The 25,227-nt window shown below is 71.7% G+C and carries 22 protein-coding genes; 1 reads left to right on the top strand and 21 read right to left on the bottom strand.

The window, feature by feature from the left end; translation table 11 throughout:
* Positions 1–92: 92 nt before the first annotated feature.
* From rlmN to rpsB, 5 genes are all read right to left on the bottom strand, one after another.
* Positions 93–1,361 carry a dual-specificity RNA methyltransferase RlmN gene (gene rlmN, locus AC5R91_RS25105; protein ID WP_495393756.1) on the bottom strand — a complete coding sequence of 423 codons (1,269 nt, stop codon included), beginning with the start codon at positions 1,359–1,361 and terminating at the stop codon, positions 93–95.
* 187 nt (positions 1,362–1,548) lie between these two features.
* Positions 1,549–2,466: a phosphatidate cytidylyltransferase gene (locus AC5R91_RS25100; protein WP_495393755.1), complete on the bottom strand. Its 918-nt coding sequence runs from the start codon at positions 2,464–2,466 to the stop codon at positions 1,549–1,551.
* Between the two features lie 141 nt (positions 2,467–2,607).
* Complete coding sequence (gene frr, locus AC5R91_RS25095) at positions 2,608–3,165, bottom strand: ribosome recycling factor (protein WP_495393754.1); 558 nt, start codon at positions 3,163–3,165, stop codon at positions 2,608–2,610.
* A gap of 346 nt (positions 3,166–3,511) precedes the next feature.
* Entirely contained in the window at positions 3,512–4,126 is a 615-nt protein-coding gene (locus AC5R91_RS25090; RefSeq protein ID WP_495393753.1) for a translation elongation factor Ts, read from the bottom strand.
* Between the two features lie 285 nt (positions 4,127–4,411).
* Positions 4,412–5,290: a 30S ribosomal protein S2 gene (gene rpsB, locus AC5R91_RS25085; protein WP_495393752.1), complete on the bottom strand. Its 879-nt coding sequence runs from the start codon at positions 5,288–5,290 to the stop codon at positions 4,412–4,414.
* 1,223 nt (positions 5,291–6,513) lie between these two features.
* On the opposite strand from rpsB, the gene AC5R91_RS25080 reads away from it, so the two are divergent.
* Positions 6,514–6,891, top strand: coding sequence for a M23 family metallopeptidase (locus AC5R91_RS25080; RefSeq protein WP_495393750.1), 378 nt, complete (start codon positions 6,514–6,516; stop codon positions 6,889–6,891).
* 21 nt (positions 6,892–6,912) lie between these two features.
* Here AC5R91_RS25080 and AC5R91_RS25075 read toward each other — a convergent pair whose 3' ends face one another.
* The 16 genes from AC5R91_RS25075 to AC5R91_RS25000 all read right to left on the bottom strand — a co-directional run bounded on the left by AC5R91_RS25075 (position 6,913) and on the right by AC5R91_RS25000 (position 25,072).
* Entirely contained in the window at positions 6,913–7,893 is a 981-nt protein-coding gene (locus AC5R91_RS25075) for a tyrosine recombinase XerC (protein ID WP_495393749.1), read from the bottom strand.
* A 314-nt stretch (positions 7,894–8,207) separates the two neighbouring features.
* Positions 8,208–9,530, bottom strand: a complete 1,323-nt coding sequence (gene dprA / locus AC5R91_RS25070) for a DNA-processing protein DprA (protein WP_495393747.1) — start codon at positions 9,528–9,530, stop codon at positions 8,208–8,210.
* Positions 9,527–11,065, bottom strand: a complete 1,539-nt coding sequence (locus tag AC5R91_RS25065; RefSeq protein WP_495393745.1) for a YifB family Mg chelatase-like AAA ATPase — start codon at positions 11,063–11,065, stop codon at positions 9,527–9,529. The genes dprA and AC5R91_RS25065 overlap by 4 nt, the downstream gene beginning before the upstream one ends.
* Positions 11,065–11,421, bottom strand: coding sequence for a YraN family protein (locus AC5R91_RS25060; RefSeq protein WP_495393744.1), 357 nt, complete (start codon positions 11,419–11,421; stop codon positions 11,065–11,067). Before AC5R91_RS25060 ends, AC5R91_RS25065 begins: the two co-directional genes overlap by 1 nt.
* Positions 11,422–11,716: 295 nt before the next feature.
* Complete coding sequence (locus AC5R91_RS25055) at positions 11,717–12,013, bottom strand: DUF2469 domain-containing protein (RefSeq protein WP_009742334.1); 297 nt, start codon at positions 12,011–12,013, stop codon at positions 11,717–11,719.
* Entirely contained in the window at positions 12,010–12,735 is a 726-nt protein-coding gene (locus AC5R91_RS25050; protein WP_495393742.1) for a ribonuclease HII, read from the bottom strand. The genes AC5R91_RS25055 and AC5R91_RS25050 overlap by 4 nt, the downstream gene beginning before the upstream one ends.
* Positions 12,732–13,562, bottom strand: a complete 831-nt coding sequence (lepB, locus tag AC5R91_RS25045; RefSeq protein ID WP_495393741.1) for a signal peptidase I — start codon at positions 13,560–13,562, stop codon at positions 12,732–12,734. Before lepB ends, AC5R91_RS25050 begins: the two co-directional genes overlap by 4 nt.
* A 505-nt stretch (positions 13,563–14,067) precedes the next feature.
* The gene (gene rplS / locus AC5R91_RS25040; protein ID WP_011606861.1) at positions 14,068–14,424 is read right to left on the bottom strand and encodes a 50S ribosomal protein L19; all 357 of its coding nucleotides are present in this window, start codon (positions 14,422–14,424) and stop codon (positions 14,068–14,070) included.
* Between the two features lie 373 nt (positions 14,425–14,797).
* On the bottom strand, positions 14,798–15,652 hold the full coding sequence (trmD, locus tag AC5R91_RS25035) for a tRNA (guanosine(37)-N1)-methyltransferase TrmD (protein ID WP_495393740.1): 855 nt from the start codon (positions 15,650–15,652) through the stop codon (positions 14,798–14,800).
* Between the two features lie 83 nt (positions 15,653–15,735).
* Entirely contained in the window at positions 15,736–16,278 is a 543-nt protein-coding gene (gene rimM / locus AC5R91_RS25030; protein ID WP_495393738.1) for a ribosome maturation factor RimM, read from the bottom strand.
* A gap of 47 nt (positions 16,279–16,325) precedes the next feature.
* Entirely contained in the window at positions 16,326–16,559 is a 234-nt protein-coding gene (locus tag AC5R91_RS25025; protein WP_009742328.1) for an RNA-binding protein, read from the bottom strand.
* Positions 16,560–17,006 (bottom strand): 30S ribosomal protein S16, encoded by a 447-nt coding sequence (rpsP, locus tag AC5R91_RS25020; RefSeq protein WP_495393736.1) that lies wholly within the window; start codon positions 17,004–17,006, stop codon positions 16,560–16,562. It lies immediately after the preceding gene.
* A gap of 242 nt (positions 17,007–17,248) precedes the next feature.
* Positions 17,249–18,802 (bottom strand): signal recognition particle protein, encoded by a 1,554-nt coding sequence (ffh, locus tag AC5R91_RS25015; RefSeq protein ID WP_044886248.1) that lies wholly within the window; start codon positions 18,800–18,802, stop codon positions 17,249–17,251.
* A 469-nt stretch (positions 18,803–19,271) separates the two neighbouring features.
* Entirely contained in the window at positions 19,272–20,540 is a 1,269-nt protein-coding gene (gene ftsY, locus AC5R91_RS25010) for a signal recognition particle-docking protein FtsY (protein WP_495393735.1), read from the bottom strand.
* A 70-nt stretch (positions 20,541–20,610) separates the two neighbouring features.
* Positions 20,611–24,447: an AAA family ATPase gene (locus AC5R91_RS25005; protein ID WP_495393734.1), complete on the bottom strand. Its 3,837-nt coding sequence runs from the start codon at positions 24,445–24,447 to the stop codon at positions 20,611–20,613.
* 427 nt (positions 24,448–24,874) lie between these two features.
* The gene (locus AC5R91_RS25000) at positions 24,875–25,072 is read right to left on the bottom strand and encodes a hypothetical protein (RefSeq protein ID WP_011606869.1); all 198 of its coding nucleotides are present in this window, start codon (positions 25,070–25,072) and stop codon (positions 24,875–24,877) included.
* Positions 25,073–25,227 lie beyond the last annotated feature (155 nt).

The following is a 25,227-nucleotide window of genomic DNA, read 5'->3' as shown; positions in this document are numbered from 1 at the left end:
GGAGCACGCCGACTGCGGCCGTGATCGGCAACCAGACCGTGTTCGTCGTCCGCGCGCGATGCCGAAGAGAACCGCGCCGTCGGCTCGCCGGACTACCGAAGGACACGGCTGCCGTGCGCAGGCGAGCCGCTCGCCGCGCCAGCGGCCTCGACGGGCTTCGCGGACTCGACGGGCTTCGCGGACTCGACGCGCCTGGCACGTCCGGCGGGCTCGGCGGCGAGCTGACCGCAGGCCGCCGCTATCTCCCGACCGCGGGTGTCGCGCACGGTGGTGGCGATCCCCCGCTCCCGCAGCCGGCGGACGAACGCGCGCTGGCCGGCGGGTGCACTGGCCTGCCAGGACGAGCCCTCCGTCGGGTTCAGCGGAATGAGATTGACATGCGCCAGGCGGCCGGCGAGCAGGGTCGCGAGCGCGCCCGCGCGGGCCACGTCGTCGTTGACCCCGTCGATCAGCGCGTACTCGATGCTCACCCGCCGGCCGGTGACCTCGGCATATTCCCAGGCGGCGGCAAGCACCTCGGCCACTGGCCACCGCGTGTTGATCGGCACCAGCTCGTCGCGCAGTTCGTCGTCCGGGGCGTGCAGCGACACCGCGAGGGTCACCGGCAGGCCCTCGCCGGCCAGCCGGCGCATCGCCGGCACGAGTCCGACGGTGCTGACCGTCAGCCCACGCGCGGACAGCCCCAGCCCCTCGGGCGGCGGCGCGATCAGGCGACGCAGCGCCGCGGTCACCGCGGTGTAGTTGGCCAGCGGCTCACCCATGCCCATGAAGACCACATTGGACAGGCGGCCCTCACCGCCGGCCAACTCCCGGCGGCGCAGCACTCGAGCGGCGTGCACGACCTGTTCGACGATCTCCGCCGTCGACAGGTTACGGGTCAGGCCCCCCTGACCGGTAGCACAGAACGGGCAGCCCATGCCGCAGCCCGCCTGGCTGGACACACAGACCGTCGCCCGATCCGGATACCTCATGATCACAGACTCGAGCAGCGCGCCGTCCGCGGTCCGCCACGCCGTCTTTCGGGTCAGGCCGTCGTCGCAGCTCAGCGTCCGGGCGGGCACGAGCAGCCGCGGGAGCAGCGCCTCGAGGAGCGGTCCACGGGCGTCCTCGGGCAGGTCGGTCATCGCGTCGGTCTCGTCGGCATCGACCAGCCGGGCGAAGTAGTGGCGCGACACCTGATCGGCGCGGAAGGCGGGCTGGCCCAACGAGACCGCGATCTGGCGGCGTTCGTCCCGGGAAAGATCTGCCAGGTGCCGCGCAGGCCGCGCGGCACGCCGGGTCAGGGACAGGCGGACCGGCCGGCCGGTCCCGGCGGACACCGGGCCGTCCGGGGATTCGGATTCGGCGGTCATGGGAGTCATCGCGGCTCCAGTGTGCCAGGAGGCCGCCGCCTAGACGAATGCGGCGATCGCCCGCGCGGGCGGCGCGCACCGCCCGGCGCCCCCGACCGGGCCTGTACCACCGCCGGTACGGGCCGGTGCCACCGGCCCCCGGTCGAGAACGGAGGCTCAGGTCTCGCGGCAGCGGCTCACTCGTGCCTACGGCTGCTCAGTCGAGGAAGGCGGTGAGCAGCAGCCAGGCGACGGGGGCGGTGCACAGCAACGAGTCCAGGCGGTCCATCACGCCGCCGTGACCAGGCAGCAGATTACTCATGTCCTTGATGCCGATGTCCCGCTTGAGCAGCGACTCGCCCAGGTCTCCGATCGTCGCCGTGCAGGCGGTCGCGAGGCCGATCAGGATCCCCTGCCACGCATGTGCTCCCAGCGGCCATGCCAGCAGGATCCCCGCCACCAGCACGCAGCCCACCGCGGAGCCCGCGAACCCCTCCCACGACTTGCCGGGGGACACGCTCGGGGCCATCTTGTGGCGCCCCCCGGAGAGGACCCCCGCGGTGTAGCCGCCGACGTCGCTGGCCACGACTGTGGCCAGGAAGGCGAGGACCCGCCAGCTACCGTCGGACGGCTCGGTCAGCAACGCCGCGAACCCCGCCGGGAAACCCACGTACCCGGCGACGAAGGCGATGCCGCCCACATCCCGGACCATCCCCTCGGCTGGCCCGACGGCTCGCACCGCAACGCCGGCGCCGACGGTGGCGGCGAGCGTCAACAGCAGGCCCGTCGTCCCCTCGACATAGGCCACCGCCGGCATCGCGAGCGCCCCGGCGACCAACGGCACGGGCGGCACCCGCACTCCGGTGAGCCAGACCGCTCGGATCACCTCCCAGGTGCCCAGGGCGACGGCAACGCTGATGACGCCGACGAACGCCGCCCGCACGGTGAACAGCGGGACGAGAATGATCGCGCCGAGCAGGACGCCGACCGCGATCGCGGCCGGCAGGTTGCGGCCGGCGCGGGAACGGCGCGGTGGGGCCACAGCGGGCCCGGGGCCGCCGGCAGCGGCCCCGGTCGCTTCGGCGCTTCCGGATGGCCCGCCGTCAACCACGGCGCGGCCGTCGACTGCCGTCATGGATGCCTGTATCTCGACTATCTCGACAGAGGCGGACAGGACCGGCACGCATGCCCCGCCGTCGCCCTTCGCGCGCCACCACGATCATCTGGCTCGCGTCGCAGGGTGGGCGGGCCGCATCGGCTCCGGGGACGGCGATGATCAGACCGACAGCAGGTCCGTTTCTTTGAGGCGGAGGAGCTCGTCCACCTGCCCGACGTAACGGTGGGTCGCCTCGTCGAGGTCCTTTTCGGCGCGTCGACCCTCGTCCTCGCCGGCGTCGCCGTCCCGGACGATGCGGTCGATCCCGTCCTTGGCGTGACGCCGGACGTTGCGGATGCTGACCCGGGCCTCCTCCGCCTTGGAGCGGGCGACCTTGACCAGGTCACGCCGCCGCTGCTCGGACAGCTCCGGGAAGACGATGCGGATGATCGTGCCGTCGTTGCTCGGGTTGACCCCGAGGTCGGAGTCGCGCACCGCCTTCTCGATCGAGGGCAGCGACGACTTGTCGTACGGGGTGATGATCACCATGCGCGGCTCGGGGATGTGAAAGGACGCGAGCTGCTGCACCGGCGTCGGCGCGCCGTAGTAGTCCACGAGGATCTTGGAGAAGACCGCGGGCGTGATGCGGCCGGTGCGGATGTTCGCGAAGTCCTCCCTGGCGACCGAGACGGCCTTCTCCATCTTCTCCTCGGCATCGAGAAGTGTGTCGTCGATCACCGCGTTTCCTTCCGTCCACTCTGACTCGCCGGCATCCGTCCGGCTCCAACAGCAGCCTCCCTGCCGGCCGCCCTCCGGACACGGCCGCCTTCCGACCTGCGGAATGACACGTGCTGCCCGTGGGCGCCAGGGCCCCGGCCCCGTCGATGATCGCACAGCCGTGACAAGCAGTGTCCCGCACGAAGTCACCCCCACGGAGCCCGGGGGGACGCGCCACGCCGAACATGTCGAACCGTCGTGTTGCCGCCCCGATACGTGACACCGGGGCATCACACCGGGGCATCGTCGCGGCGAACACGAAACAGGCGGGCGGCCACTGTCCGCCCGCCGTCCCGTGAACCTGCGCTCAGGCCTGCCGGATGTTGAACCGGGAGAACCGACCGACCTCGATCTTCTCGCCAAGCGAGGCGCCCGCCTGGTCGAGCAGGGCTCGGATGGTCACCTTGCCATCCTTCACCCACGGCTGGTCCAGCAGCACGCTGCTCTTGACGTAGCCGTTGACCCGGCCGTCGACGATCTTCGCAATCGCCTGCTCGGGCTTGCCCTCCTCGCGGGCGGCAGCCTCGTAGATCTTGCGCTCGGCCTCGAGCACCTCGTTGGGGATCTGGTCCGCGGTGACGTACAGCGGGTCCGCGGCCGCGATGTGCTGGGCGAGGTCGCGGGCGAGCTGCTTGAAATCGTCGGTCTTCGCCACGAAGTCCGTCTCGCAGCGCAGCTCGACGAGCACCCCGAGGGTCGGGGGCAACTGCGGGTCCGTCCGGTGCAGGTAGGACTCGACCAGGCCGTTGGCGGCGCTGCGTGTCGCGCGCTTGGCGACCTGTGCCTTGCCCTTCTCCCGCAGCCAGGACTTCGCCTTCTCGAAGTCGCCGTCGTTGTCGACCAGCGCCTTCTTGACGTCGCTCATCCCGGCTCCGGTGAGCTCCCGGAGCTTGCGAATGTCGGCGGCTGTGATGTCTGCCATGGTGCTCTTCTCGTCGGTGTCCGTCGGAATGCTGTCGTTGTCCTGGTGGCGTGGCGTGGCACGAGAGCCACCGGCAAGCCGGGTGTCACGGCCGGTACCCCGCCCTCGGACCCGCCGACCGGAGCACTACGGGCCCTCAGATCGGCAGGCTCCCCGCGGCAGCGGTCCTGCGCCGCCTGCCCTGACCGCCACGCGTGCCCGCTGCGGGGCGGCCGCAACCGATGCCGGCCGCCGGGCGGCGCGCACCGGGCGCCACGGAGGCCCGGTGCGCGGGGCGACGCGAGGTCAGACCGCCGTACCGACCGCTGCGTCGGGCTGGGTCTCGGCGGCGGCGGCCGGCGCCGGCTCCTCGGCGGGCTGCTCCTCGCTCGCCGCCGGCGCGGCGGCCTCGCCGCGCAGCAGCGCCTGCTCCCACTCGGCCAGCGGCTCCTCACCGGCGGACTGCTCGGGCTTGGCGTCGGCGGCCTTCGAGGCACCGGCCCGGGCCATGAGGCCGTCCGCGACGGCGTCGGCGACCACGCGGGTCAGCAGCGCCGCGCTGCGGATCGCATCGTCGTTGCCGGGAATCGGGTAGTCGACCTCGTCGGGGTCGCAGTTCGTGTCGAGGATCGCCACGACCGGGATGCCCAGCTTGCGCGCCTCGCCGACCGCGATGTGCTCCTTCTTCGTATCCACCACCCACACCGCGCTCGGCACCCGGCTCATGTCCCGGATGCCGCCGAGGGTGCGCTCCAGCTTCGCCTTCTCCCGGGTCAGCACGAGCTGCTCCTTCTTCGTGCGGACCTCGGTACCGCCGGTCACCTCGATCTCCTCGAGCTCCTTGAGCCGCTGGAGACGCTTGTAGACGGTCGAGAAGTTGGTCAGCATGCCGCCGAGCCAGCGCTCCTTGACGTAGGGCATGCCCACCCGGGCGGCCTGCTCCTCGATGGCCTCCTGAGCCTGCTTCTTCGTCCCGATGAACAGCACCGTGCCACCGTGCGCCACCGTCTCCTTGACGAAGTCGTAGGCGCGGTCGATGTACGAAAGAGTCTGCTGCAGGTCGATGATGTAGATGCCGTTACGCTCAGTGAAGATGTACCGCTTCATCTTCGGGTTCCAGCGCTTGGTCTGGTGCCCGAAGTGGACGCCGCTCTCGAGCAGCTGCTTCATGGTGACGACGGCCATGGCGCGTCGCTCCTCCCCGTCCGGCCGTGGCCGGACGCCTCGGTTGTGACGGCGCCGCCTGACGACGGCTGCCCCTGACGCCCGGAGTGGTCGTGGCCGCCGCGATGCGGCGGACCGAGGAGACCCTTCCGACGGCCTCATGGAGACCCTCGGAAGCGGGCGTGCGAACTGAACCCGCGATGCGGGCCCTGCCGACGATGATACCCGGACCCACGCTGCGGCCCAGCGGAAAACCCGCCCACCCCGGTCCACCGGGATCGGGCGCCGCTGCAGCATGCCCGCCGGCGGGATCATCCTTCGCCGATCTCGGTCGTGGTGGACGGAGGGACCGCAACGACCGCGCAGCGGGCCGATCCGCAGGTCGACGGCTCACCTGAGATCAACGTCAAAGCAAGTTATCCACAGCCAGAAACTTTGGACTACCCAACGAGAGCGAAACATCGCACCGTTGAACCGGCCGATCCGCCGCTCTCGCGGACCGGCCCAGCGGCGGCCGGGACCGTCGCCCCGGACGCCACCCGGCCGCCGCGCCTCCCTCGACCCCGGAGGTTAGGACCGCCATGCCCCGACTGCCCCGCTTCGACCCGCTCTGGCTTGTCATCCCGGCGATCGCGCTGCTGATCGCCGTCGGCTGGCCCACCAGAGTTCCGATCAACCCGCGTGGGAGCGGGCCGCCCGCCACCATCACCGCGCGCACCGCCGACCCGGCCGGTCCGCTGCCAAGGACGGAGCAGGATGACGGCCGCGGAACCGATCCGCGAGACGGGGCGGTCCCGCACGACACGATCGGCCAGGCTCTGGCGGTGGCGCCAGGACCCGTCGCCGCCACGACCCGAGCGCCCGTCCCCGGCACGGGGGTCACCGTCACACCCCCACGTCCGACCAGATCGCCTGGCGCGCCCTCCGCCCGAGCGGTCCCCGCCGTGCCGGGCACGACGGCACCGGCGTCCAGCGCGTCCCTGCCCGCACGCGACGCCGCCTCCGGATCGGGCCCGGGCGATCCGGTCTCCATCCACCGACCCCCCGAGCCGGGTTCGCCCCGGCCCGGGGACCCTCGGCGACCGGCCCTGTCCCCGCCGGTCGCCGATCCGCCGGGCGGTGGCGCGCGGGCGCCACGCCGTGCACCACCGTCCGGCGCTTCCGACCTACTCGCTGCCACGGCGGCGCCCGCGACCGCGGAAGGCGTTCCGCCGCTACGGTGGCCGCTGCCGGGACCGGTGGCGGTGAGCCGAGTCTTCCAACGCCCGGCGACGCCCTTCGGCCCCGGCCACCGCGGCGTCGATCTGCGGGGTTCGCCGGCCGGTCCCGTGCTCGCGGCCGCCGCCGGAACTGTGAGCTTCGCGGGTTCCGTGGCGGGACGGGGAGTGGTCACTGTCGATCACGGGCCGGTCCGGACGACCTACGAACCCCTGCGGCCGGCCGTCCGCGCGGGTGCCGCCGTACGGGCGGGCGACCTGCTCGGCTGGCTCACCGACGGCCACCCCGGCTGCCCCACGACGACGTGCCTGCACTGGGGGCTGCTGCGCGGCGTCGAGTACCTCGACCCCTTGAGCTCGTTCCGGCGTGTTCCGCCTCGGCTCCTGCCCCTTCGCCCCGGATGACCGACGACAGTCCAGGGCGAGTCACGCCCGCGGGTGCGCCTGATCGAAGGCCGCGCGGAGTCGCTCCGGCGTCACATGCGTGTAGATCTGTGTGGTGGCGAGGTTGGCGTGGCCGAGAAACTCCTGGACAGAGCGCAGATCGGCGCCTCCCTCGAGCATGTGCGTCGCTGCCGAATGGCGCAGTCCGTGCGGCGTGAGCCCCTTGGGCACGATGCCCATCTCCACACAACGCGCCAGGACCCGCCGCACCGTGCGTGGATCGAGCCGGCCTCCGAGCTGTCCCAGCATCAGAGCCGGCCCGCTTCCGGATCCGACCAGGATCGGCCGGCCCGAGGTCCGCCACGCCCGCAGCGCGCCGGCAGCGGGCACGCCGAACGGGACGCTGCGCTCCCGACCGCCCTTGCCGTGTACCCGCAGCAGCCGCCGCTCGTCGTCGATGTCCCCGAGGTCCAGTCCGCACAGCTCGGACACCCGCAACCCGCTGCCATAGAGCAGTTCGAACACCAGCGCGTCACGCAGGCCGAGGGCCCTTCGCACGGCTGGATCGTCATCGCGGCCCGGTCGTGTGCCGGTGAGGTGCCGTACTTGTGCGGCGGCCGGATCGCCCTGCGCCTGGCCAGGCCCGGACACCGCATCGAGGAGCTGGCGCGCAGCGACGGCAGTCAGGACCTGCGGCACCTGCCGGATCGCGCGCGCGCCGACCAGCCGGGCGGCCACGTCGGTCGCCAGGAAGCCGCGGCGGACCGCATAGGCCGAGAACACTCGGGCAAGCGAGGCACGCCGCGCACGTGTCGCCGGAGCGGCACCGGCCGCGCGCATGGTGGCCAACCAACTGCGCAGAATCGTCAGGTCCAGGTCGGCGAGCTCCGGGCGCCCCTCCCGCTCCGCGTGCGCCCGCAGACTCGCCAGATCTGCGACGTAGGCACGAACCGTCTCCGGTGACCGGTCAAGCTCGGCGACGAGGTGGCGCCGGAAGCCAGCGATCGCCGCGGCCCAGCCCACTTCGGCGCCTTCGACCGCCGCCGGCCTCGGAGCGGGGTGCGCGCTCGCCGTCCGGGCTCCCCCGGGGACCGGATCCACCCGGCCACGCTCAGGACCACGATCGCGGTGCGATGCCATGCGAGGACCGTGTCCGGACCCGGTCGCCGCGTCAAGACCCCGTCGACGGCGGACGTTGTCCTGCCCCTCGCCGGCGGCGTGGCGCGGGCAGGCGACGGATCCGGCTCGACTGCATCGGCTCGGCTGCATCGGCTACCCGGGCAGTCCCCCGAAGGGAGACCCCGCCGGCTCGGACCGCGTCCGGACGGGGTCTCCGCTCAGCTCCGGCGGGACCGGGACCGCGCGTTGGACGGCGCCCGGCCGAGCGGCGTCAGCCGGTAACCGTTGGGGACGCTCTCGACCAGCCCCTCCACGGTCAGCGGCCCCAGCATGGCCAGCACCTCCTCCGGGCGCAGCCCGGTCCGCTGGGACAACACCGACACGCCGACCGCCGCGCGGGAAGGCATGGCATCGAGCAGATCACGCACCATCGCGGACAGTTCATCGCGAGGCCCGACGGCCGTCGGTGGGCGTGCAGCGAACCGGCCCACGGCCGCGATCTCCTCGCTGACGTCCTCGGCCCCGGTGACCAGCACGGTCTGTTCCCGGAAGTCGCGGAGCAACCGGTGGCAACCGGCGCTCATCGCGCTGGTGACGGGCCCGGGTACGGCCATCACATGGCGGCCGAGGCGACGGGCGTGGGCGACGGTGTTGAGCGCGCCGCTGCGAAGGCCCGCCTCCACCAGCACGGTGCCTCGGCACAACGCGGCGATCACTCGATTCCGGGTCAGGAAGCGCCGGCGGAAGGGCGGGGTGCCGGGCGAGACCTCGCTGACAATGGCGCCCGTGCGACCGATCTCGGCCAGCAGCTCCACATGGGCAGCCGGATACGGCACGTCGACGCCGCCGGCGAGGACGGCGACGGTCGGGCCGGCCGCGGCCAGCGCGCCGCGGTGCGCCGCCGCGTCGATCCCGAACGCCGCCCCTGACACGACCGCCCAGCCCTGCTCCGCCATCGCGAAAGCGATCTCGCCGGCGAGATGCAGTCCGTAGCTCGTCGCGGCCCGGCAACCCACCAGGGCGACCGCCCGCGACGCGAGCTCTCGCAGGTCACCGGGGCCGCGCACCCACAGGCACAAGGGCGCGCCGATCGCGGAGCCGTCGCCCTCGTCGCGCAGGCGATCCAGCGCGTCAAGCTCGATCGGCCATTCGGGATCCTGCGGGCACACCAACCGGGCACCGACCCGGGACGCGGCATCCAGGTCCCGCAGGGGATCCACCCCGGGATGCGCCGACCGCACCTCGGCCCACACTCGAGCGGCACCGCGCCGCCCCACCTCGACGGCCACGCGCTGATGCTCGGGTCCGAACACCCGGGTCAGTGCGATCCGGGCGAGTCGCTCCGGGTCCGTCTCCACCATGCCAGCGGACGTCGCCGTCACCGGGATGACGCCATCGGTCGGCTCCCCACCGCCCTGCTCGGGGAACGGAGCTCCGACATCGGCCCCGTTCGCCGCCGACCGCAGGGGCCCCACTGCCTCCGGTGCGGGCAGGTCGGTCTCGGGTTCGGGCTGCTCAGAAGGCGTGAAGGGCACGGTCATGCCGCCCATCCGGGCAACCTCAGGTCCAGCGCGGCGCCGAACTGTTCCGGCCCGGGCGATGCCCGCCCGGCGAGGTCGGCGAAGGTCCATGCCAGGCGGTGGACGCGGTCAAGGCCACGGGCGGTGAGCAGGCCCGCGTCAAAGGCGCGCTCGGCCACGGCGGTGACCTTCGTGGGCAGCGGCCAGAGCCTGCGCAGCGCCGGACCGGGCACCTCCGCGTTGACCCGCCACGGGGTGCCCGCCAGCCGGCTGCCGGCAAGTTCCCTGGCTCCCGCCACCCGGATGGCAACCTGCGCCGAGGTGGCCGAGCGGCCCAGGTCTGCCTTGAGCTCGGCCCGGCTGGGAGCGCTCAGGGCCACCTGGATGTCGATCCGGTCCAGCAGCGGGCCGGAGAGGCGGGCGAGGTAGCGCCGACGCACCAGGCTCGGACACTCACAGCCCGTCGCCCGCGGGCCACGCGCCTTTGCGCAGGGGCACGGGTTGGCGGCGAGGACCAATTGGAACCGCGCCGGAAACCGGGCGGTCGCCCGGGCCCTGGCCACCTCGATCATGCCGCTCTCCAGCGGCTGGCGCAGGGCGTCGAGACTCTGTCGATTGAACTCGGGGGCTTCGTCCAGGAAAAGAATCCCGCGATGGGCCTGGCTGGCCAACCCCGGGCGAATGACCGCCGAGCCCGACCCGACCAACGCCGCCGGGGTCGCGCTGTGATGCGGGCTGCGGTAGGGCGGCCGGGTGACGAGCGGCGCGTTCGACGGCAGCAAGCCGGCCACCGAGTGCACTGCCGTCACCTCCAGCGAGGCGTCGGTGTCGAGCATTGGCAGCAGGCCGGGCAGCCGGTCGGCCAGCATCGTCTTCCCGCTGCCGGGCGGCCCCTGCATGAACAGGTGATGGCCGCCCGCCGCGGCGACCTCGACGGCGAGCCGACCCCGGGTCTGGCCGGCCACGTCCGCCAGCTCCAAGCCCGACTCCTCGGCCGGGGCGGGTGCAGCGGGCGGCGGCGCCGGCACCTCCGGCGCGGCGGCCTCCCCGCGCAGGACTGCCAGCACGCCGGCCAGATCGCTGGCCGGTTCGACCCAGGCGCCGGGCACCAGCGCCGCCTCTGCCGCGTTGGCCGCCGGGACCACCACGCGCTCGACGCCCGCAGCGGCCGCCTTGAGCACTGCAGGCAACACCCCTCGCACCGCGCGCACACGACCGTCGAGCGCCAGCTCGCCGATGAACACCCGGCGAAGCAGGGAGTCCGGCGGCACCACCGCGGCGGCGCCGAGCACGGCGACGGCCATCGCCAGGTCGAAGCCGCTGCCCGCCTTCGGCAGGGTGGCGGGAAACAGGCCAAGGGTGATCCGGCGGTTCGGCCACCGGTGGCCGGAGTTGACCACCGCGGCGCGGATTCGGTCGCGCGACTCGTGCAGAGCAGCGTCGGGCAGGCCGATGAGAGTCAGCCGCGGCAGCCCGTCGGCGAGATCCGCCTCGACCTCGACCAGGTGTCCCTCGACCCCGAGGACCGCGACCGCCCGGGCTCGGGCGAGCGCCATCAGAACGCACCCCGCAGATGCTCGACGCGGACCGGACCGACCGGCGGGCGCGACACCAGCACCACGTCGAAACGCACCGGAGAGGGCTCGTGCGGGTGCTCCGCGAGCCAGCGGGCGGCCAACCGGCGGATCCGGGCCGCCTTCCGACCGGCCACCGCTTCCGCGGCGGACCCAAAGCGCGTCCCGGATCGGGTCTTGACCTCGCAGAACACCAGATCCGCCCCGTCCCGGAGCACGAGATCGAGCTCGCCCTCTCGGCAGCGCCAGTTGCGGTCGAGGATCGCCGCGCCCCCCGCCGCCAGATGCCGGGACGCGACCTCCTCCCCGAACCGACCCAGTGCGTCCTTCGCGCGCATCGCCACGCTCCCGTCCGCCGGGGGACGTGCGCCCGCCGGCCTGATTCAGGGTCGGCGTTGCGGGCGGAAACAACCAGGAGCCTTGATCAACATGTGGATGACGGACTTTATCCACAGGCGGGCCGCAGTCAGACGGTACGGTCGGGTACTGGCCAGAGGGCGCCGGCGGAGGTGGCCGGCCAGTGAACGAAGCGCCTCGCCCGGAGCGCCACATCCATGGCCACCAAGGCGGGGGCGGAGTCGGGGCAGAGCCCGCTGGCAACGCCAGAGAGGGCCTGCGACCAGGAGCGGAGCGTCAGAGCTCGGCCTTGGTCAGCTCCTCCACATTGATGTCCTTGAACGTTACGACCCGGACATTCTTCACAAAGCGCGCCGGCCGGAACATGTCCCACACCCAGGCATCCCGCAGGGTCAACTCGAAGAAGACCTCACCGTCCGTGCTGTTCCTGACCTCGATCTGATATTCGTTGGCGAGGTAGAACCGGCGTTCGGTCTCGATGACGTACGAGAACAGCCCCACCACGTCGCGGTACTCGCGGTAGAGCTGGAGCTCCATCTCGGTCTCGTACTTCTCGAGATCTTCCGCGCTCATGCGGTCTCCGTGACGCCGTGCAGGCTGGTCGCAAGCACTCTGTCCTCCAGCCGCAATGATCGGGCTTCCCTCGTCGGCACCGCGTGCGCAGCCACGTTGACGTACGACTTCCGGTGCTCGTCACACGGTCCGTACCGCGCCAGCGCCGCCGCGTGGGCCGCGGTGACGTATCCCTTGTGCTGCGCGAAATCGTACTCGGCATAGCGCGTGTGCAACGCACGCATGATCCGGTCCCTCGTCACCTTCGCCACGATCGAGGCCGCCGCGATGCACGCGGCAACCCGATCCCCCTTCACGACCGCCAACGATTCCGTACCGAAGCCGGCGACCGCAAACCCGTCCGTGAGCACGTAGCCCGGCCGACACCCCAACCGCGCGACGGCACGTCGCATGCCGGTGATGTTGGCCACGTGTACTCCGGTCCGGTCGATCTCCGCCGCGGGGATCACCACCGTGGACCAGGCCGCGGCCGATCGCAGGACCTCGTCGAAGAGGTCCTCCCGAACCTGCTCGGTCAGCAGCTTGGAGTCCGCCAGCCGAGGCGACAGCCGGCGCCTGCCATCAGGGCCCAGCACTACCGCGGCCACGACCAGAGGACCGGCGCAGGCGCCACGACCCGCCTCGTCGACTCCGGCGACCGGGCCCAGTCCACAACGCACCAACGCCCGCTCGTAACCGAACAGGCCGGCATCGCGCCTGATCACGACCCCGCCCGGCCTCATGGGGATCCGCGTCGCGGCGGGACCGAACTCCCCGCGACGACGGGCGGTCGATGACGGCGCCGCGCCCGCCAGGCCGGCGGAGCCAGTGCGACGATCGCCACCAGGGACGTGTCGTCCGTCGCCGGCCGGCCCGACCCGCGTTGGGCCGCCCCCGCGCCAAATGTGTCCGACGCCGCAGGTGTCGTGTGCGTCGGCGTCACGCGAGGAGCAACCGACGCGGCGGGTATCCCGCTGAAGGTGTCCGGCACGCCCAGGAAACCGAGCCGACTCAGCGGCCAGACCCGGACGAAGGCACGCCCCACCACCTTGCCCTTCGGGATCGGTCCGTTCTGGCGGGCATCCGACGACGCCCCCCGGTGATCGCCCATCACCCACAGATAGCCCGCGGGCACCTTCACCGGGCCGAAGCGCTGGTAGTCGTTCTGATACACATACGGCTCGTCCAGCGGATGGCCGTTGACCGTCACCCGGCCCTCCGCGTCGCAACACGCGACCGTGTCACCGCCGACCCCGATGACCCGCTTGATGAAATCGGTTTCGCTCGGGGCCCCGAGGCCGAGCAGGTTCTGCGCACCACGGACGAACTTGCTGAAGACATTGGTGGGCTTGGGAACGATCGACTCCTGATGGTCGAAACCCGTCCCCTTGCCGTTGAACACGACGATGTCGCCCCGATGCACGTCACGAAAATGGTAGACGACCTTGTTGACCAGCACACGGTCGTCGACCAGCAGGGTGCGTTCCATCGACTCTGACGGGATCCAGAAAGCCTGGACCAGCAGCGCCTTGATGAGCAGCGCCAGCAGAAAGGCGACCAGCACGAGCACGGGCAGCTCGCGCAGGAACGAGCCCCGACCCCGGACTCCCGATCCGGGTCGACCGGCTCGGCGGCCTCTGCCCTGCTCGTCCGACTCCGCGGCCAGCGCCCCGCCCGCGCCGTCGAGTGCAGCCGGGCCGCCGACATCGCCGCGGGCCTCCGCGGAGTCAGCAGCCCGGTCGGACCGTTCGTCGGCGGAATCACTCCGCGGAGGTGAAACCTGCGGCGGCCCCTCGGATACGGGACCGACCCATCGTGGATCGTCGACGGGCCGGTTGCCTCCCGCGTCCCCCGACGACGGACGATGCCCACCCGGACTGGATGCGTTCACTCCGCCACCTCGCTGGATCGACCGTCTGACCTCATCGGACCGGTCGACGTGCCACCAGCCGCCCCATGCGACGTCGTTGCGGACCGTGCCGCCCATCTTCGTCCAAGAACGAGGTCAACACGCGCACGGAGTACCGGCAAGTCGCCGACAATGGGCCCGGGCGGGGCACTGGGTGACGAGGACGTCAGCGCGAGATCGGGTCCCGCTTCTCCTTGATCTTCGCGGCCTTGCCGCGGAGCTGCCGCAAGTAGTACAGCTTCGCCCGGCGAACATCACCGCGGGTCACGATCTCGATCTTGGAAACGATCGGGCTGTGCAGCGGGAAGGTGCGCTCGACTCCGACGCCGAAGCTCACCTTCCGGACGGTGAAGGTCTCCCGCACTCCGCCGCCCTGCCGACGGATGACGGCACCCTGGAAAACCTGGATGCGCTGACGGTTTCCTTCGACGACCCGCACGTGGACCTTGAGGGTGTCGCCCGGCCAGAACTCGGGCACGTCGGTCCTCAGCGACTCGGCGTCGAGGCTGTCCAGGGTGTGCATGGCAGTCGCTTCCTGAAGAGGTTGAGAGTGGATCGTCCGCGCCCTCGGCCCACGACCGCGGCGAACAACCCATGGCCGAGCCCGACCCGGACCCGTGCATCGACAGGCTCCACCGCGGAGACGTCCCGCAGGGATCATTCGACCTGAGGCCACCCGAGCCGGTCACGAACCGGCGGACACTGCATTGTACTGTGCCACACGAGCGGGCGACTCCGGCCGTGCACCCCAGGGCCGCCACCCGCCCCGTCAGGCAGCCACACGCCATTTCAGGGCAGAGGACACGACACGACGGCGGCCCGCGATGACCGCCAGGCGTGGCGGCCGGGAGCAGACCCAGGCTCCACGTGGCCATGCGCCCCGTCGACTCGGAAGATCATCGCCGGTCCGGCGAATCCATGGCCGAACCGCACCTGGCCGCGGACTCGCCCGCCACGGCCGCCCCTGCCCCTGTCGCGGTCGCGGTCGCGGTCGCGGTCGCGGTCGCGGCATGCTGCTGTACTTCGGCGGCCACGGCTTCGAGGACGGCACGGTCCGCGTCGGACAACTCGGCGTGCTCCACCAGATCCGGCCTCCGCACCACGGTGCGGCGAAGCGCCTGCGCCCGCCGCCACCGGGCCACGGCCGCGTGATCCCCGGATCGCAGGACCGCCGGTACCTCGGCGCCCCGCCAGACCGGCGGGCGCGTGTACACCGGTGCCTCGAGCAGGCCGTCGGAAAACGAATCGTCTGCCGCCGAAGCGGTGTTACCGAGCACCCCCGGCAGGAGACGGGCGACCGCCTCGAGGATGACCAGCGTGGCGACCTCGCCGCCGGCCAGCACATAGTCACCGATCGAGATCTCATCATCCGCCCAGGTATCGATCACCCTGGAGTCGATGCCCTCGTAACGACCGCAGCAGAACACCAGCCACGGCTCCCGTGCGAGCTCCTCCGCGTGACGCTGCGAGAACGGCCGGCCCGCCGGGGTCGGCACCACGACCCGCGGGCGGCGCGCCGGATCCGATGCCGCGATCTCCGACAGCGCCGCGTCCCACGGCTCGGGGCGCATCACCATGCCGGGACCACCGCCGTAGGGGGCGTCGTCGACCGTCCTGTGCACGTCGCTGGTCCACGTCCGCAGGTCATGGGTGCGGACGTCGAGGGTCCCGCGCTCCTGGGCCCGACCTACCAACGACAGGCGCAACGGCTCGAGGTAGGCGGGAAAGATGGTCACGACGTCGGCGCGCATCGGCAGCTCCCCGGAGCATCGGGGCCGGCCCCGAACCGGGGGTCGCCCGCAATGGCGGATCATCCGACCGGGCCGGAGCGGAGTCAGTCTAGATCAAGCAGACCAGGCGGTGGATCGACGACGATCCGACCCACAGCCGGATCCACCGTCGGGACGATCTCCCGCACGAACGGAACGAGATGCTCGCCCCCGCCCGGACGCCCGACGGCGAGCAGGTCACCCGCCGGTGTATGGATGACGTCCGTCACCCGCCCCAGCGTGGCACCGGCCGTCGTGACCGCTTCCAGGCCGACGAGGTCACGGTCCCACCACGTGTCGCCGGCTTCGCCCTCGGCATCCTCGTCATCGTCCACAGGTGGTCCGGCCTCGGCGGGGTCGATGGTCAGCAGAACGTCGCGCAGGGACTCCGCGGCGCCACGATCCTCGACTCCCTCGAAGTGGAGCAGGAGACGGCCCGAATGCCAGCGGGCCGCGGCGACCGTGAGGGGGGCACCGCCGCCCTCACGCCCGAGCACCGCACCCAGCGCAAACCGACGCTGCGGCACATCCGTCCGCACCTCGATCGTGACGTCGCCTCGAACACCATGTGGTCGGCCGATCCGGCCGACGACGATCGACTCAGTCACGGAGGTGGGCGTCGGGTGGACCGGTGGCATCGCCAGGCCGACGAGTGTCAGCGGTCCACATCGACGACGTCGATCCGCAGTCCACGGCCGCCAACGCCACCCATGACCGTGCGCAGAGCACGGGCTGTGCGGCCCCGCCGACCGATGACCTTCCCGAGGTCGTCGGGATGCACCCGCACTTCCAGGGTCCGGCCGCGCCGACCGTTGTTGAGATCCACGCGGACATCGTCAGGATGATCGACGATGCCCCGCACGAGATGCTCGAGGGCCGCTTCCAGCACCTACTGCCCCGCGGCGGTCGGCGCGTCCGCGGCCGGCGCGTCCGCACCATCCGCAGGCGCGGCCTTCTTGGCCTTCTTCGGGGTGGTCGCCGGACGGTCCTCGGCGCCCGCGGCGGCCCGCGCCGCCGCCTGGAAAACCTCCCGCTTGTCGGGCTTCGGCTCGGCGACCTTCATGGGCGGCGGGGCCGGCAGGTTCTTGAACTTCTGCCAGTCACCGGTGACCTTGAGGATCGCGAGGACCGGCTCGGTGGGCTGAGCCCCGACCGACAGCCAGTGCCCAACCCGCTCGGCGTCGACCTTGATGATGCTCGGGTCGGACTTCGGGTGGTACTGCCCGATGGCCTCGATGACCCGGCCGTCCCGCTTGGTGCGGGCGTCGGCCACGACGATGCGGTAATGCGGCTCGCGCATCTTGCCGAGACGCTGCAATTTAATCTTGGTTGCCACGGTGGTCGAACGGCTCCAGACGTGTCGGTGACCGCCGGACCCCGGATGTACGGGAGGTCCGACGGTGGGAAAGCACCAGCGCCGGAACAACCACTCGAATCACTCTCGTAAGGCACGAGATCGGAGGGCAGCCACACCGACGCTGGCAGGCAGGGCCTGCACTAGAGCTTACAGTCTGCCAGACCGCGGCCGTCAGCCGTGCACCCGGGAGAGCGCGGACTCGCCGGGCTGGACCACGGCTGTCAGCGACCGCCGCGCGGACCTCCGGGCGGCATTCCGCCAAGGCCCTCCTGCTGGCGCATGAGGGCCGCCAGATCCGGCATGCCGTCCGGGAAGCCAGGACCCTTGCCGAGGCGCTCCTGCGCCGCGGACTTCTGCGCCTTGGCCTGCGCCGCGCGAGCCGCCGGGTTTCCCTTGCGGTTTGCGCCCTTCCCCTTCTTGGCGGCCTTGCGGGCGGAGGCGGCCTTCGCCCGGGCCATCCCGCCGGGCAGCCCCATCCCACCCGCCATCTGCCGCATCACCTTGCGGGCCTCGGCGAAGCGGTCGAGTAGCTGGTTGACCTCGGTAACCGTGACACCGGACCCGCGGGCCACGCGCGCCTTACGAGAGGCCTGAAGGATCCTGGGGTCGCGCCGCTCGCCCGGCGTCATCGACCGGATGATGGCGACCACCCGGTCGACGTCGCGGTCATCGACCTGGGCGAGCTGCTCCTTCATCTGCCCCATGCCGGGCAGCATGCCGAGCAGGTTGCCGATCGGACCCATCTTGCGGACCGTGAGCATCTGGTCCAGGAAGTCCTCGAGCGTGAACTCCGAGGCCGCCATCTTCGCGGCCATCGCCTCGGCCTGCTCGGCCTCGAACGCCTTCTCAGCCTGCTCGATCAGGGTGAGGACGTCGCCCATCCCGAGGATCCGCGACGCCATCCGCTCCGGATGGAAGACGTCGAAGTCGTCGAGGGCCTCGCCGGTGGAGGCGAACATGATCGGACGCCCGGTCACCTGGGCGACCGACAGCGCCGCGCCGCCGCGGGCATCACCGTCGAGCTTGGTCAGAACGACGCCACTGAACCCGACCCCGTCGGCAAAGGCGTTGGCCGTGGCGACGGCGTCCTGGCCGATCATGGCGTCGAGGACGAAGAGAATCTCGTCCGGCGAGACGGCGTCACGGATATCCGCGGCCTGACGCATCAACTCCTCGTCGACGCCGAGCCGGCCGGCCGTGTCGACGACGACGACGTCGAAGACCTGGCGGCGGGCGTGGGCGAGGGCGTCGCGAGCCACTCGGACCGGATCCCCGACCCCGTTGCCGGGTTCCGGGGCGAAGACCTCGACGCCGGCGCGCGCCCCGACCACCTGGAGCTGGTTGACCGCATTGGGGCGCTGCAGGTCGGCCGCGACCAGCAGCGGGGTGTGCCCCTGTGCCTTCAGCCATCGCCCCAGCTTGCCCGCGAGGGTGGTCTTGCCCGTGCCCTGCAGGCCGGCAAGGAGGATCACGGTAGGCGGCGTCTTGGCGAACCGCAGAGTCGTCGTGCCGCCGCCGAGGATGGCGACGAGCTCCTCGTTGACGATCTTGATGACCTGCTGGGCCGGATTCAGCGAGGCGCCGACCTCGGCGCCCCGCGCCCGGCTCTTGATCGCCGCGACGAAACTGCGGACCACGGGAAGCGCGACGTCCGCCTCCAGCAGCGCAACCCGGATCTCCCGTGCCGTGGCGTCGATGTCCGCATCGGTCAGGCGCCCCCGACCACGCAGCGACGTGAAGACCTTGTCGAGGCGGCTGGAAAGGGTGTCGAACACGCGCACACACTCCGAGATCGCAGGCGGACCGCAGGCACCAGCGTACGCACCCGACGACGAGGACAACACACCCCGCGTCCGAACACCCCGCGCCCGATCAGCCAGCGGTGGACGGCCACTCGCCCTACGCGGGCTCGAGTCCGGCTGGGCGGACAGGCGCGCCGGTGCACCGCCCGGCGCTGCCGGTCACCCCGCAACTATGCGCGGCCCGGCGAGGCATACCCGCACGGACGCCGACCTGGTCTCGTACCGGCCGGATCCGCCCTCTGCGCTGAGGACGGCGAGACGCCTCGCCGGACGCTCACCCCCCAGCCGGAAACTCGCCGAGGACGTTGGTCGCGGCTTACCGAGGAGCCTCCCGGCTCCGCTCAGCGATGAAGCCTAGATCACATTTGCAGCGACGGGAAGACCTCGACGTGTGACACTCCGTGGTCTTCACGCACGCAGGAGCCGATGGGCGTTCGGTCCGTCAGACCGGCTCGCCGAGCAGGGCGTCGACGAAGGCCTCGGGCTCGAAGGGAGCAAGGTCGTCCGGCCCCTCGCCCAGCCCGATCAGCTTGACCGGCACGCCGAGCTCGCGCTGCACAGCGATGACGATCCCGCCCTTCGCCGTGCCGTCGAGCTTCGTCAGCACGACGCCGGACAACTCCACCGCCTCGGTGAACACCCGGGCCTGGACCAGCGCGTTCTGCCCGGTGGTGGCGTCCAGCACCAGCAGGACCTCGTCGACGGGACCGTGCTTGCCGATCACCCGCTTGATCTTCGCCAGCTCGTCCATCAGGCCGGTCTTCGTGTGCAGGCGGCCGGCGGTGTCGATCAGCACGGTGTCGGCGGCCGAATCGATGCCCTGCTTCACCGCGTCGAAGGCGACCGAGGCCGGATCACCGCCCTCGGCCCCGCGGACGGTCACGGCGCCGACCCGCTCGCCCCAGGTCTGCAGCTGATCCGCAGCCGCCGCCCGGAAGGTGTCGGCCGCGCCAAGCACCACCGTCCGACCCTCGGCCACCAGCAGCCGCGCGACCTTGCCGCAGGTCGTGGTCTTTCCGGTGCCGTTGACCCCGACGACGAGGACGACGGCCGGACGATCCGGCACCGACGTCCGCAGCGAACGATCGGTCGCAGTGCCGACCTGGGCGAGCAGCTCGTCGCGCAGCATCGCCCGCGCCTGCACCGGGGTACTGGCGCCGAGCACCTTGGTCCGCTCACGCAGCGCCGCCACCAGCTCACCGGTGGCCGCCACGCCGACGTCGGCGACGAGCAGGGTCGCCTCCACGTCCTCCCACGTCTCCTCGTCGAGGTTGTCGCCCGACAGCAGGGACAGCAGACCGCGGCCGAGTGCATTCTGCGAGCGGGACAGGCGCAGGCGCAGGCGCACCAACCGGCCGGCCGCCGGGGCCGGCATCTCGGCCGGGCGCTGCTGCGGCGGAACCGAGGGCGCGAGGTTCGTGTCCGCCGGGCCCGCGGTCACGGCGTCCCTGGTCGTCGGCAGGCCGGCGGCGTCCGCTCGAGGCGGCGCGGTCTCGGGCGCGGCGGGCAGGCCGACGTCATCGATCGTCCGGGTCGCCGAATCGCGAGGCACCTCGGCGTCGTTACCGACGCCGGGAGCCAGATCGGTGTCAGACCGGCCGCCCCTTCGGACGGCCCGGCGGGGGCGCCGCCGCACGGCGCTGCCCACCACGAGTCCCATGGTGGCCAGCACGACGACGGCGATGACGACGATCAGGATGAGGAGCTCCACACCCCGATCCTGACAGATGGCCGGCGCGGCCCGGGGTGCTCACCCACCCCCGGCACCCACCCGGGCCGGGTCAGACAGCCGCGCGTTCCCGCAACCGCTGGCTGATCACGGTCGTGACTCCGTCACCACGCATCGCCACGCCGTACAGGGCGTCGGCGATCTCCATAGTCCGCTTCTGGTGGGTAATGATGATCAGTTGGGACTTCTGCCGCAGTCCCTCGATGGCGTCCAGCAACCGGCCGAGGTTGCGATCGTCCAGCGCCGCCTCGACCTCGTCGAGGACGTAGAACGGTGACGGACGGGCCCGGAAGATCGCCAGCAGAAGCGCGAGCGCGGTCAGCGATCGCTCCCCACCGGACAGCAGTGACAGCCGCTTGACCTTCTTGCCCGGCGGGCGTGCCTCGACCTCGATCCCGGTGGTCAGCATGTCGTCGGGGTCGGTGAGCACCAGCCGGCCCTCCCCACCGGGGAAGAGGGTGGCGAAGACCACCTCGAACTCCCGGGCGGTGTCGGCGAAGGCCGCGGCGAACACCTCGCGCACCCGGACGTCGACCTCCTCGACCACGAGCAGCAGGTCCCGCCGGGTGCTCTTGATGTCGTCGAGCTGCGCCGACAGGAACGCCGCCCTCTCCTGCAGGGCAGCGAACTCCTCCAGCGCGAGCGGGTTGATCCGGCCGAGGCGGGCGAGCTGCTTCTCCGCGGCGGCGGCCCTGGCGGTCTGCTCGGCTCGGTCGAACGGCGCCGGCGTACCGTCCGGGTCGTCGGGCGGGACCGGCACGTGCGGCCCGAACTCGGCCACCAGATCCTCGGCGCCGATACCGAACTCCTCCATCGCCTTGGTCTCGAGCGTCTCCGCCCGCAGCCGCTTCTCCGCGCGGGCCAGTTCGTCGCGGTGCGCCGCATCCCGCAACGCCGCGACCTCGGTGGCCAGTGCCCGCGTCTGCTCGCGTACGGCGGTCAGGTCCGACTCGGTCGCGCGGCGCAGGGCTTCGGCCTCCGCACGCTCGGCCGCGGCACGAGTCAACGAACGGTCCAGCCGATCCAGGGTCACCTGGGTGGCGTCGCCGAGCGCCGACGCGACCGCGGCCTGACGTTCGCGTACCTCGCGGCGGCGGGCGGCGGCGGCCCGGGCCGCTCGTTCGCTCGCCGCGGACCGGATCAGCCCGTCCGCTCGACCCTGCAGGCCGCGCACCCGTTCCTCGCTGGTCCGCACGGCCAGCCGGGCCTCCACCTCGGCGGCGCGCACGGCCGAGGTAGCGGTGACCAGCCGGTCCCGCTCGGCCGGCGTCGGCTCGTCGATCTCCGGCTGCGCCGAGGTCGCGGCGAGGGCGGTCTCCAGCTCGGTCAGCGCGCCGTAGGCCCGGTCCCTGGCTGTCTCCGCGCGGCCGCGAACGGCCTCGAGCCGGGCCACCTCCGAGCCCGCACCGCCCTTTGCCCGCTCGAGCTGTGCGACCTGCTCGGACAGCGCCCGATACCGGGCGTCGGCCCCGTGCAGAGCGGCCAGCGCCGCGTCGATGGCCGAACGGGTCCGCGCCACCTCGGCCCTGGCCGGCTCGAAGGACTCATGGGCCGTCTCGGCCCGTCGGGCCGCCTCCACCACTCCGGCCTGCGCCTCGTCGGCCGCCGCGCGCAGCTCGATCGCCGAGGGCGGATGTGCGCTGCCCCCGATCGACGCCGCAGGACCGAGGACGTCGCCGGACCTCGTGACAGTCCGCAGATCAGGCCGAGACCGAACGGCGAGCTCGGCGTCGGCCAGGTCGTCGACGACGATGGTGCGTTCGAGCAGCGACACCAGCGCGAAACGGAAACGGTCGTCGACGATGTCCACCAGCGCCAGGACGGGGACGCAGCCTTCGGGGAGCCGGCCCACCACGTCGGCGACCGGCTCGTCCGCCTCGCCGCGGCCCCGGTCGGTGCGCTGCCATCCGCCGGCGCCTTCGGCATCGTCTGCGGTCCCGCTCCCGTCCCCCATGGTCCCCGCGATCACCATGGCAGCTCGGCCGGCATCAGCCCGCCGCAACCAGGCGAACGCCGTCAGTACCTCGGTCGGCCCGGCGACCAGCAGCGCGTCGGCGGCCGGCCCCAGCGCCGCAGCCACCGCTACCTCGGCTCCCGGCCGCACGGTCACAACGTCGGACAGCCGGCCCAGGGGCGCAAAAGAGGGGTCCAGGGGCGGGAGTTCGGACCGGTGCCTGTCGGCCGGGTCGGAGTCCTTGACCGCACCTGATCGGTGCCGACGGCCGCCGGGACCGCCCCTCTTCCCGACGGAGGACCTCGCCGGCGACCCACCGCCCGACGACGTGCCATCGTCAGCCCGCTCGGCACCGTCCCGCGGGCCGCCCGCGTTGCCCGGCGGCTCGCCCTGGGAGATCCGTACCCGCGCGACGGCCTCGAGCAGAGCCGCCACGCCGTCGGCTGGCGCGAGCGAAAGCTGGAGAGCATCACGGCGCGCCGCCCAGGACGCCCGGTCCCGCTCGGCCGCACGCTCCTGTGTCCGCAGCGTCTCCAGGCGGTCGGTCGCGCTGGCGTGCACCGCCACCGCGGTGCCGTGCCGTTCGGCGAGTTCCTCCCGAGCGTCCTCCATCTGGCTGAGTTCCGTCTCCAGCGCGGTCCTGGACTGGGACGCCTCCGCATCGCGCTCCCGTGCGGCCGTCAGCGCCTCCGTCGTCCGCGCGATCTCCTCCTCCGCGCCGGTCGCCCTCGACCGCGCGGCCTCGACCTGGCCGGCGAGCCGAGCGATCTCCTCGCGCCGGGAGGACGCGGCGCGAGCCGCGGCGATCAGCTCGCGCTCCTCGCGTGCCAGCGCTGCCTCGAGGTCCGCCCGCCTGATGACCACTTCCTCGAGCAGCTCGCGATCGCGTTCCAACCGCTCAGTGAGCGCGATCTCCTGCTCGCGGACCGCGATCGCCTCCTGCTCGAGCTCCTCTGGATCACGGCGACCTCGTAGGTCATCGGATCCGATCCGCAGCAGCCGAGCTCGCTCGGTCGCCAGTGAGCGGGTTCCCAGCAACCGCTCCCGCAGGGAGGCCATCGCGTACCAGGTCTCCTGCGCCGCGGCCGCGCGAGGGACGACAACGGCAAGCTCCCCCTGGAGCTGTTCCTCACGCTGCGCCGTGGCGCGTTGCGCCGTCTCCGAGTCGGTGAGGCGTCGCCGCAGCGCCTCCTCGTCCACGACGTCCGAAGCGATCGCGGTCCGTGCAGAGTGGAGATCGTCCGCAAGCAGCCGAAGCCGGGCGTCCCTGAGCGAGGCCTGGATGACTCCGGCCTTTCGCGCGAGCTCCGCCTGCCGGCCGAGGGGACCTAGCTGCCGACGTAGCTCCGCGGAGAGGTCGCTGAGCCGGGTGAGGTTCGCCGACATCGCCTCAAGCTTGCGCAGCGCCTTCTCCTTGCGCTTGCGGTGCTTGAGAACGCCGGCGGCCTCCTCGATGAACGCGCGGCGATCTTCGGGGCGCGCGTGCAGCACGGCGTCGAGCTGGCCCTGGCCCACGATCACATGCAACTCGCGGCCGATCCCCGAGTCGCTCATGAGCTCCTGGATGTCGAGGAGCCGGCATCCCGTGCCGTTGATCGTGTATTCGCTCTCCCCGCTGCGAAACATGAGACGGCCGACGGTCACCTCGGTGTACTCAATCGGCAACGCACCGTCGGAGTTGTCGATTGTGAGCAGCACCTCGGCCCGGCCAAGCGCCGGGCGCGATGGTGTGCCCGCAAAGATGACGTCCGACATGGTGCCGCCGCGCAGGGCCTTGGCGCCCTGCTCCCCGAGCACCCAGGCGATGGCATCGACCACATTGCTCTTACCGGACCCATTCGGGCCTACCACACAGGTAATTCCGGGCTCGAGATGCAAGGAGGTCGAGCTCGCAAAGGACTTGAAGCCCCGCAGGGTCAGGCTCTTGAGGTGCACCGGTCTCCGGAGCGGTGAGGAGGGCTCGCCGGACTGGTGACGGATGGCCGGGATCAGCCGACGGTGGGATAGACCCATCCTATCGAGCGACGCAAAGCGATCGTTTAGCTACACTCCGCAGTCACACTCCGAATAGAGCCTGCGGAGTCGGAGAAATAACCTGTCTCACCAGGATTCCGGCAAGACCGACACTGCTTCCCAGCCCCTCAACGGGGACGGAACATCGCAGCACTTCAGGGCCACGCTAGGAGTCCACCCCCGAACGATGACCCTGACGCTGCGACGACCGCCCCCGACCAAGCGACACCTCAATTACAGTATGTAACCAATCGCACACACACTGAGGCCCAAAAATCGCTTGAAGCTGGGCGTAGTCAATACGAAGGGGCGTTCCTCACAGAAACGCCCCGATAGCCGACCTTGCGGTTCAGCTGTACGCCGGCTCGGCGTCGAGTGCCCGGACATCCTCCGGTACGTCGACACCTCCGACCAGTGCCTCGTTGACCTCGCGTACTCGAGTCAGTTCAGCCTCAAGCTCCGCAACTCGAGCACGGAGCCGGCGTACCTCATAGGAGAGACGCAGGTCGCTGCCGGAACCGACGTGGCCGAAAAGGGCCTTCGCCATAGTGATGGTCCTCCACGATGAGTGACCTAGTGGGTGTCGGACAACACAAGATCCGAACAGATCAGAGTGCGCCCCAAACAATGGCTCTAGAGTCCCACGCCGAGTGACCGAAAGTCAAGAGCATGCCACATGCCCCCCGACTGATCCGGTGAACA

Source organism: Frankia sp. BMG5.60 (assembly GCF_059428125.1).
This window is presented reverse-complemented; position numbering and strand designations above follow the sequence as displayed.

Coding starts and splice junctions, on each gene's coding strand:
- rlmN (WP_495393756.1), bottom strand. CDS start 1,361: ATGACTCCCATGACCGCCGAATCCGAATCCCCGGACGGCCCGGTGTCC.
- AC5R91_RS25100 (WP_495393755.1), bottom strand. CDS start 2,466: ATGACGGCAGTCGACGGCCGCGCCGTGGTTGACGGCGGGCCATCCGGA.
- AC5R91_RS25090 (WP_495393753.1), bottom strand. CDS start 4,126: ATGGCAGACATCACAGCCGCCGACATTCGCAAGCTCCGGGAGCTCACC.
- rpsB (WP_495393752.1), bottom strand. CDS start 5,290: ATGGCCGTCGTCACCATGAAGCAGCTGCTCGAGAGCGGCGTCCACTTC.
- dprA (WP_495393747.1), bottom strand. CDS start 9,530: ATGACCGTGCCCTTCACGCCTTCTGAGCAGCCCGAACCCGAGACCGAC.
- AC5R91_RS25065 (WP_495393745.1), bottom strand. CDS start 11,065: ATGGCGCTCGCCCGAGCCCGGGCGGTCGCGGTCCTCGGGGTCGAGGGA.
- AC5R91_RS25060 (WP_495393744.1), bottom strand. CDS start 11,421: ATGCGCGCGAAGGACGCACTGGGTCGGTTCGGGGAGGAGGTCGCGTCC.
- AC5R91_RS25055 (WP_009742334.1), bottom strand. CDS start 12,013: ATGAGCGCGGAAGATCTCGAGAAGTACGAGACCGAGATGGAGCTCCAG.
- AC5R91_RS25050 (WP_495393742.1), bottom strand. CDS start 12,735: ATGAGGCCGGGCGGGGTCGTGATCAGGCGCGATGCCGGCCTGTTCGGT.
- rplS (WP_011606861.1), bottom strand. CDS start 14,424: ATGCACACCCTGGACAGCCTCGACGCCGAGTCGCTGAGGACCGACGTG.
- trmD (WP_495393740.1), bottom strand. CDS start 15,652: ATGCGCGCCGACGTCGTGACCATCTTTCCCGCCTACCTCGAGCCGTTG.
- AC5R91_RS25000 (WP_011606869.1), bottom strand. CDS start 25,072: ATGGCGAAGGCCCTTTTCGGCCACGTCGGTTCCGGCAGCGACCTGCGT.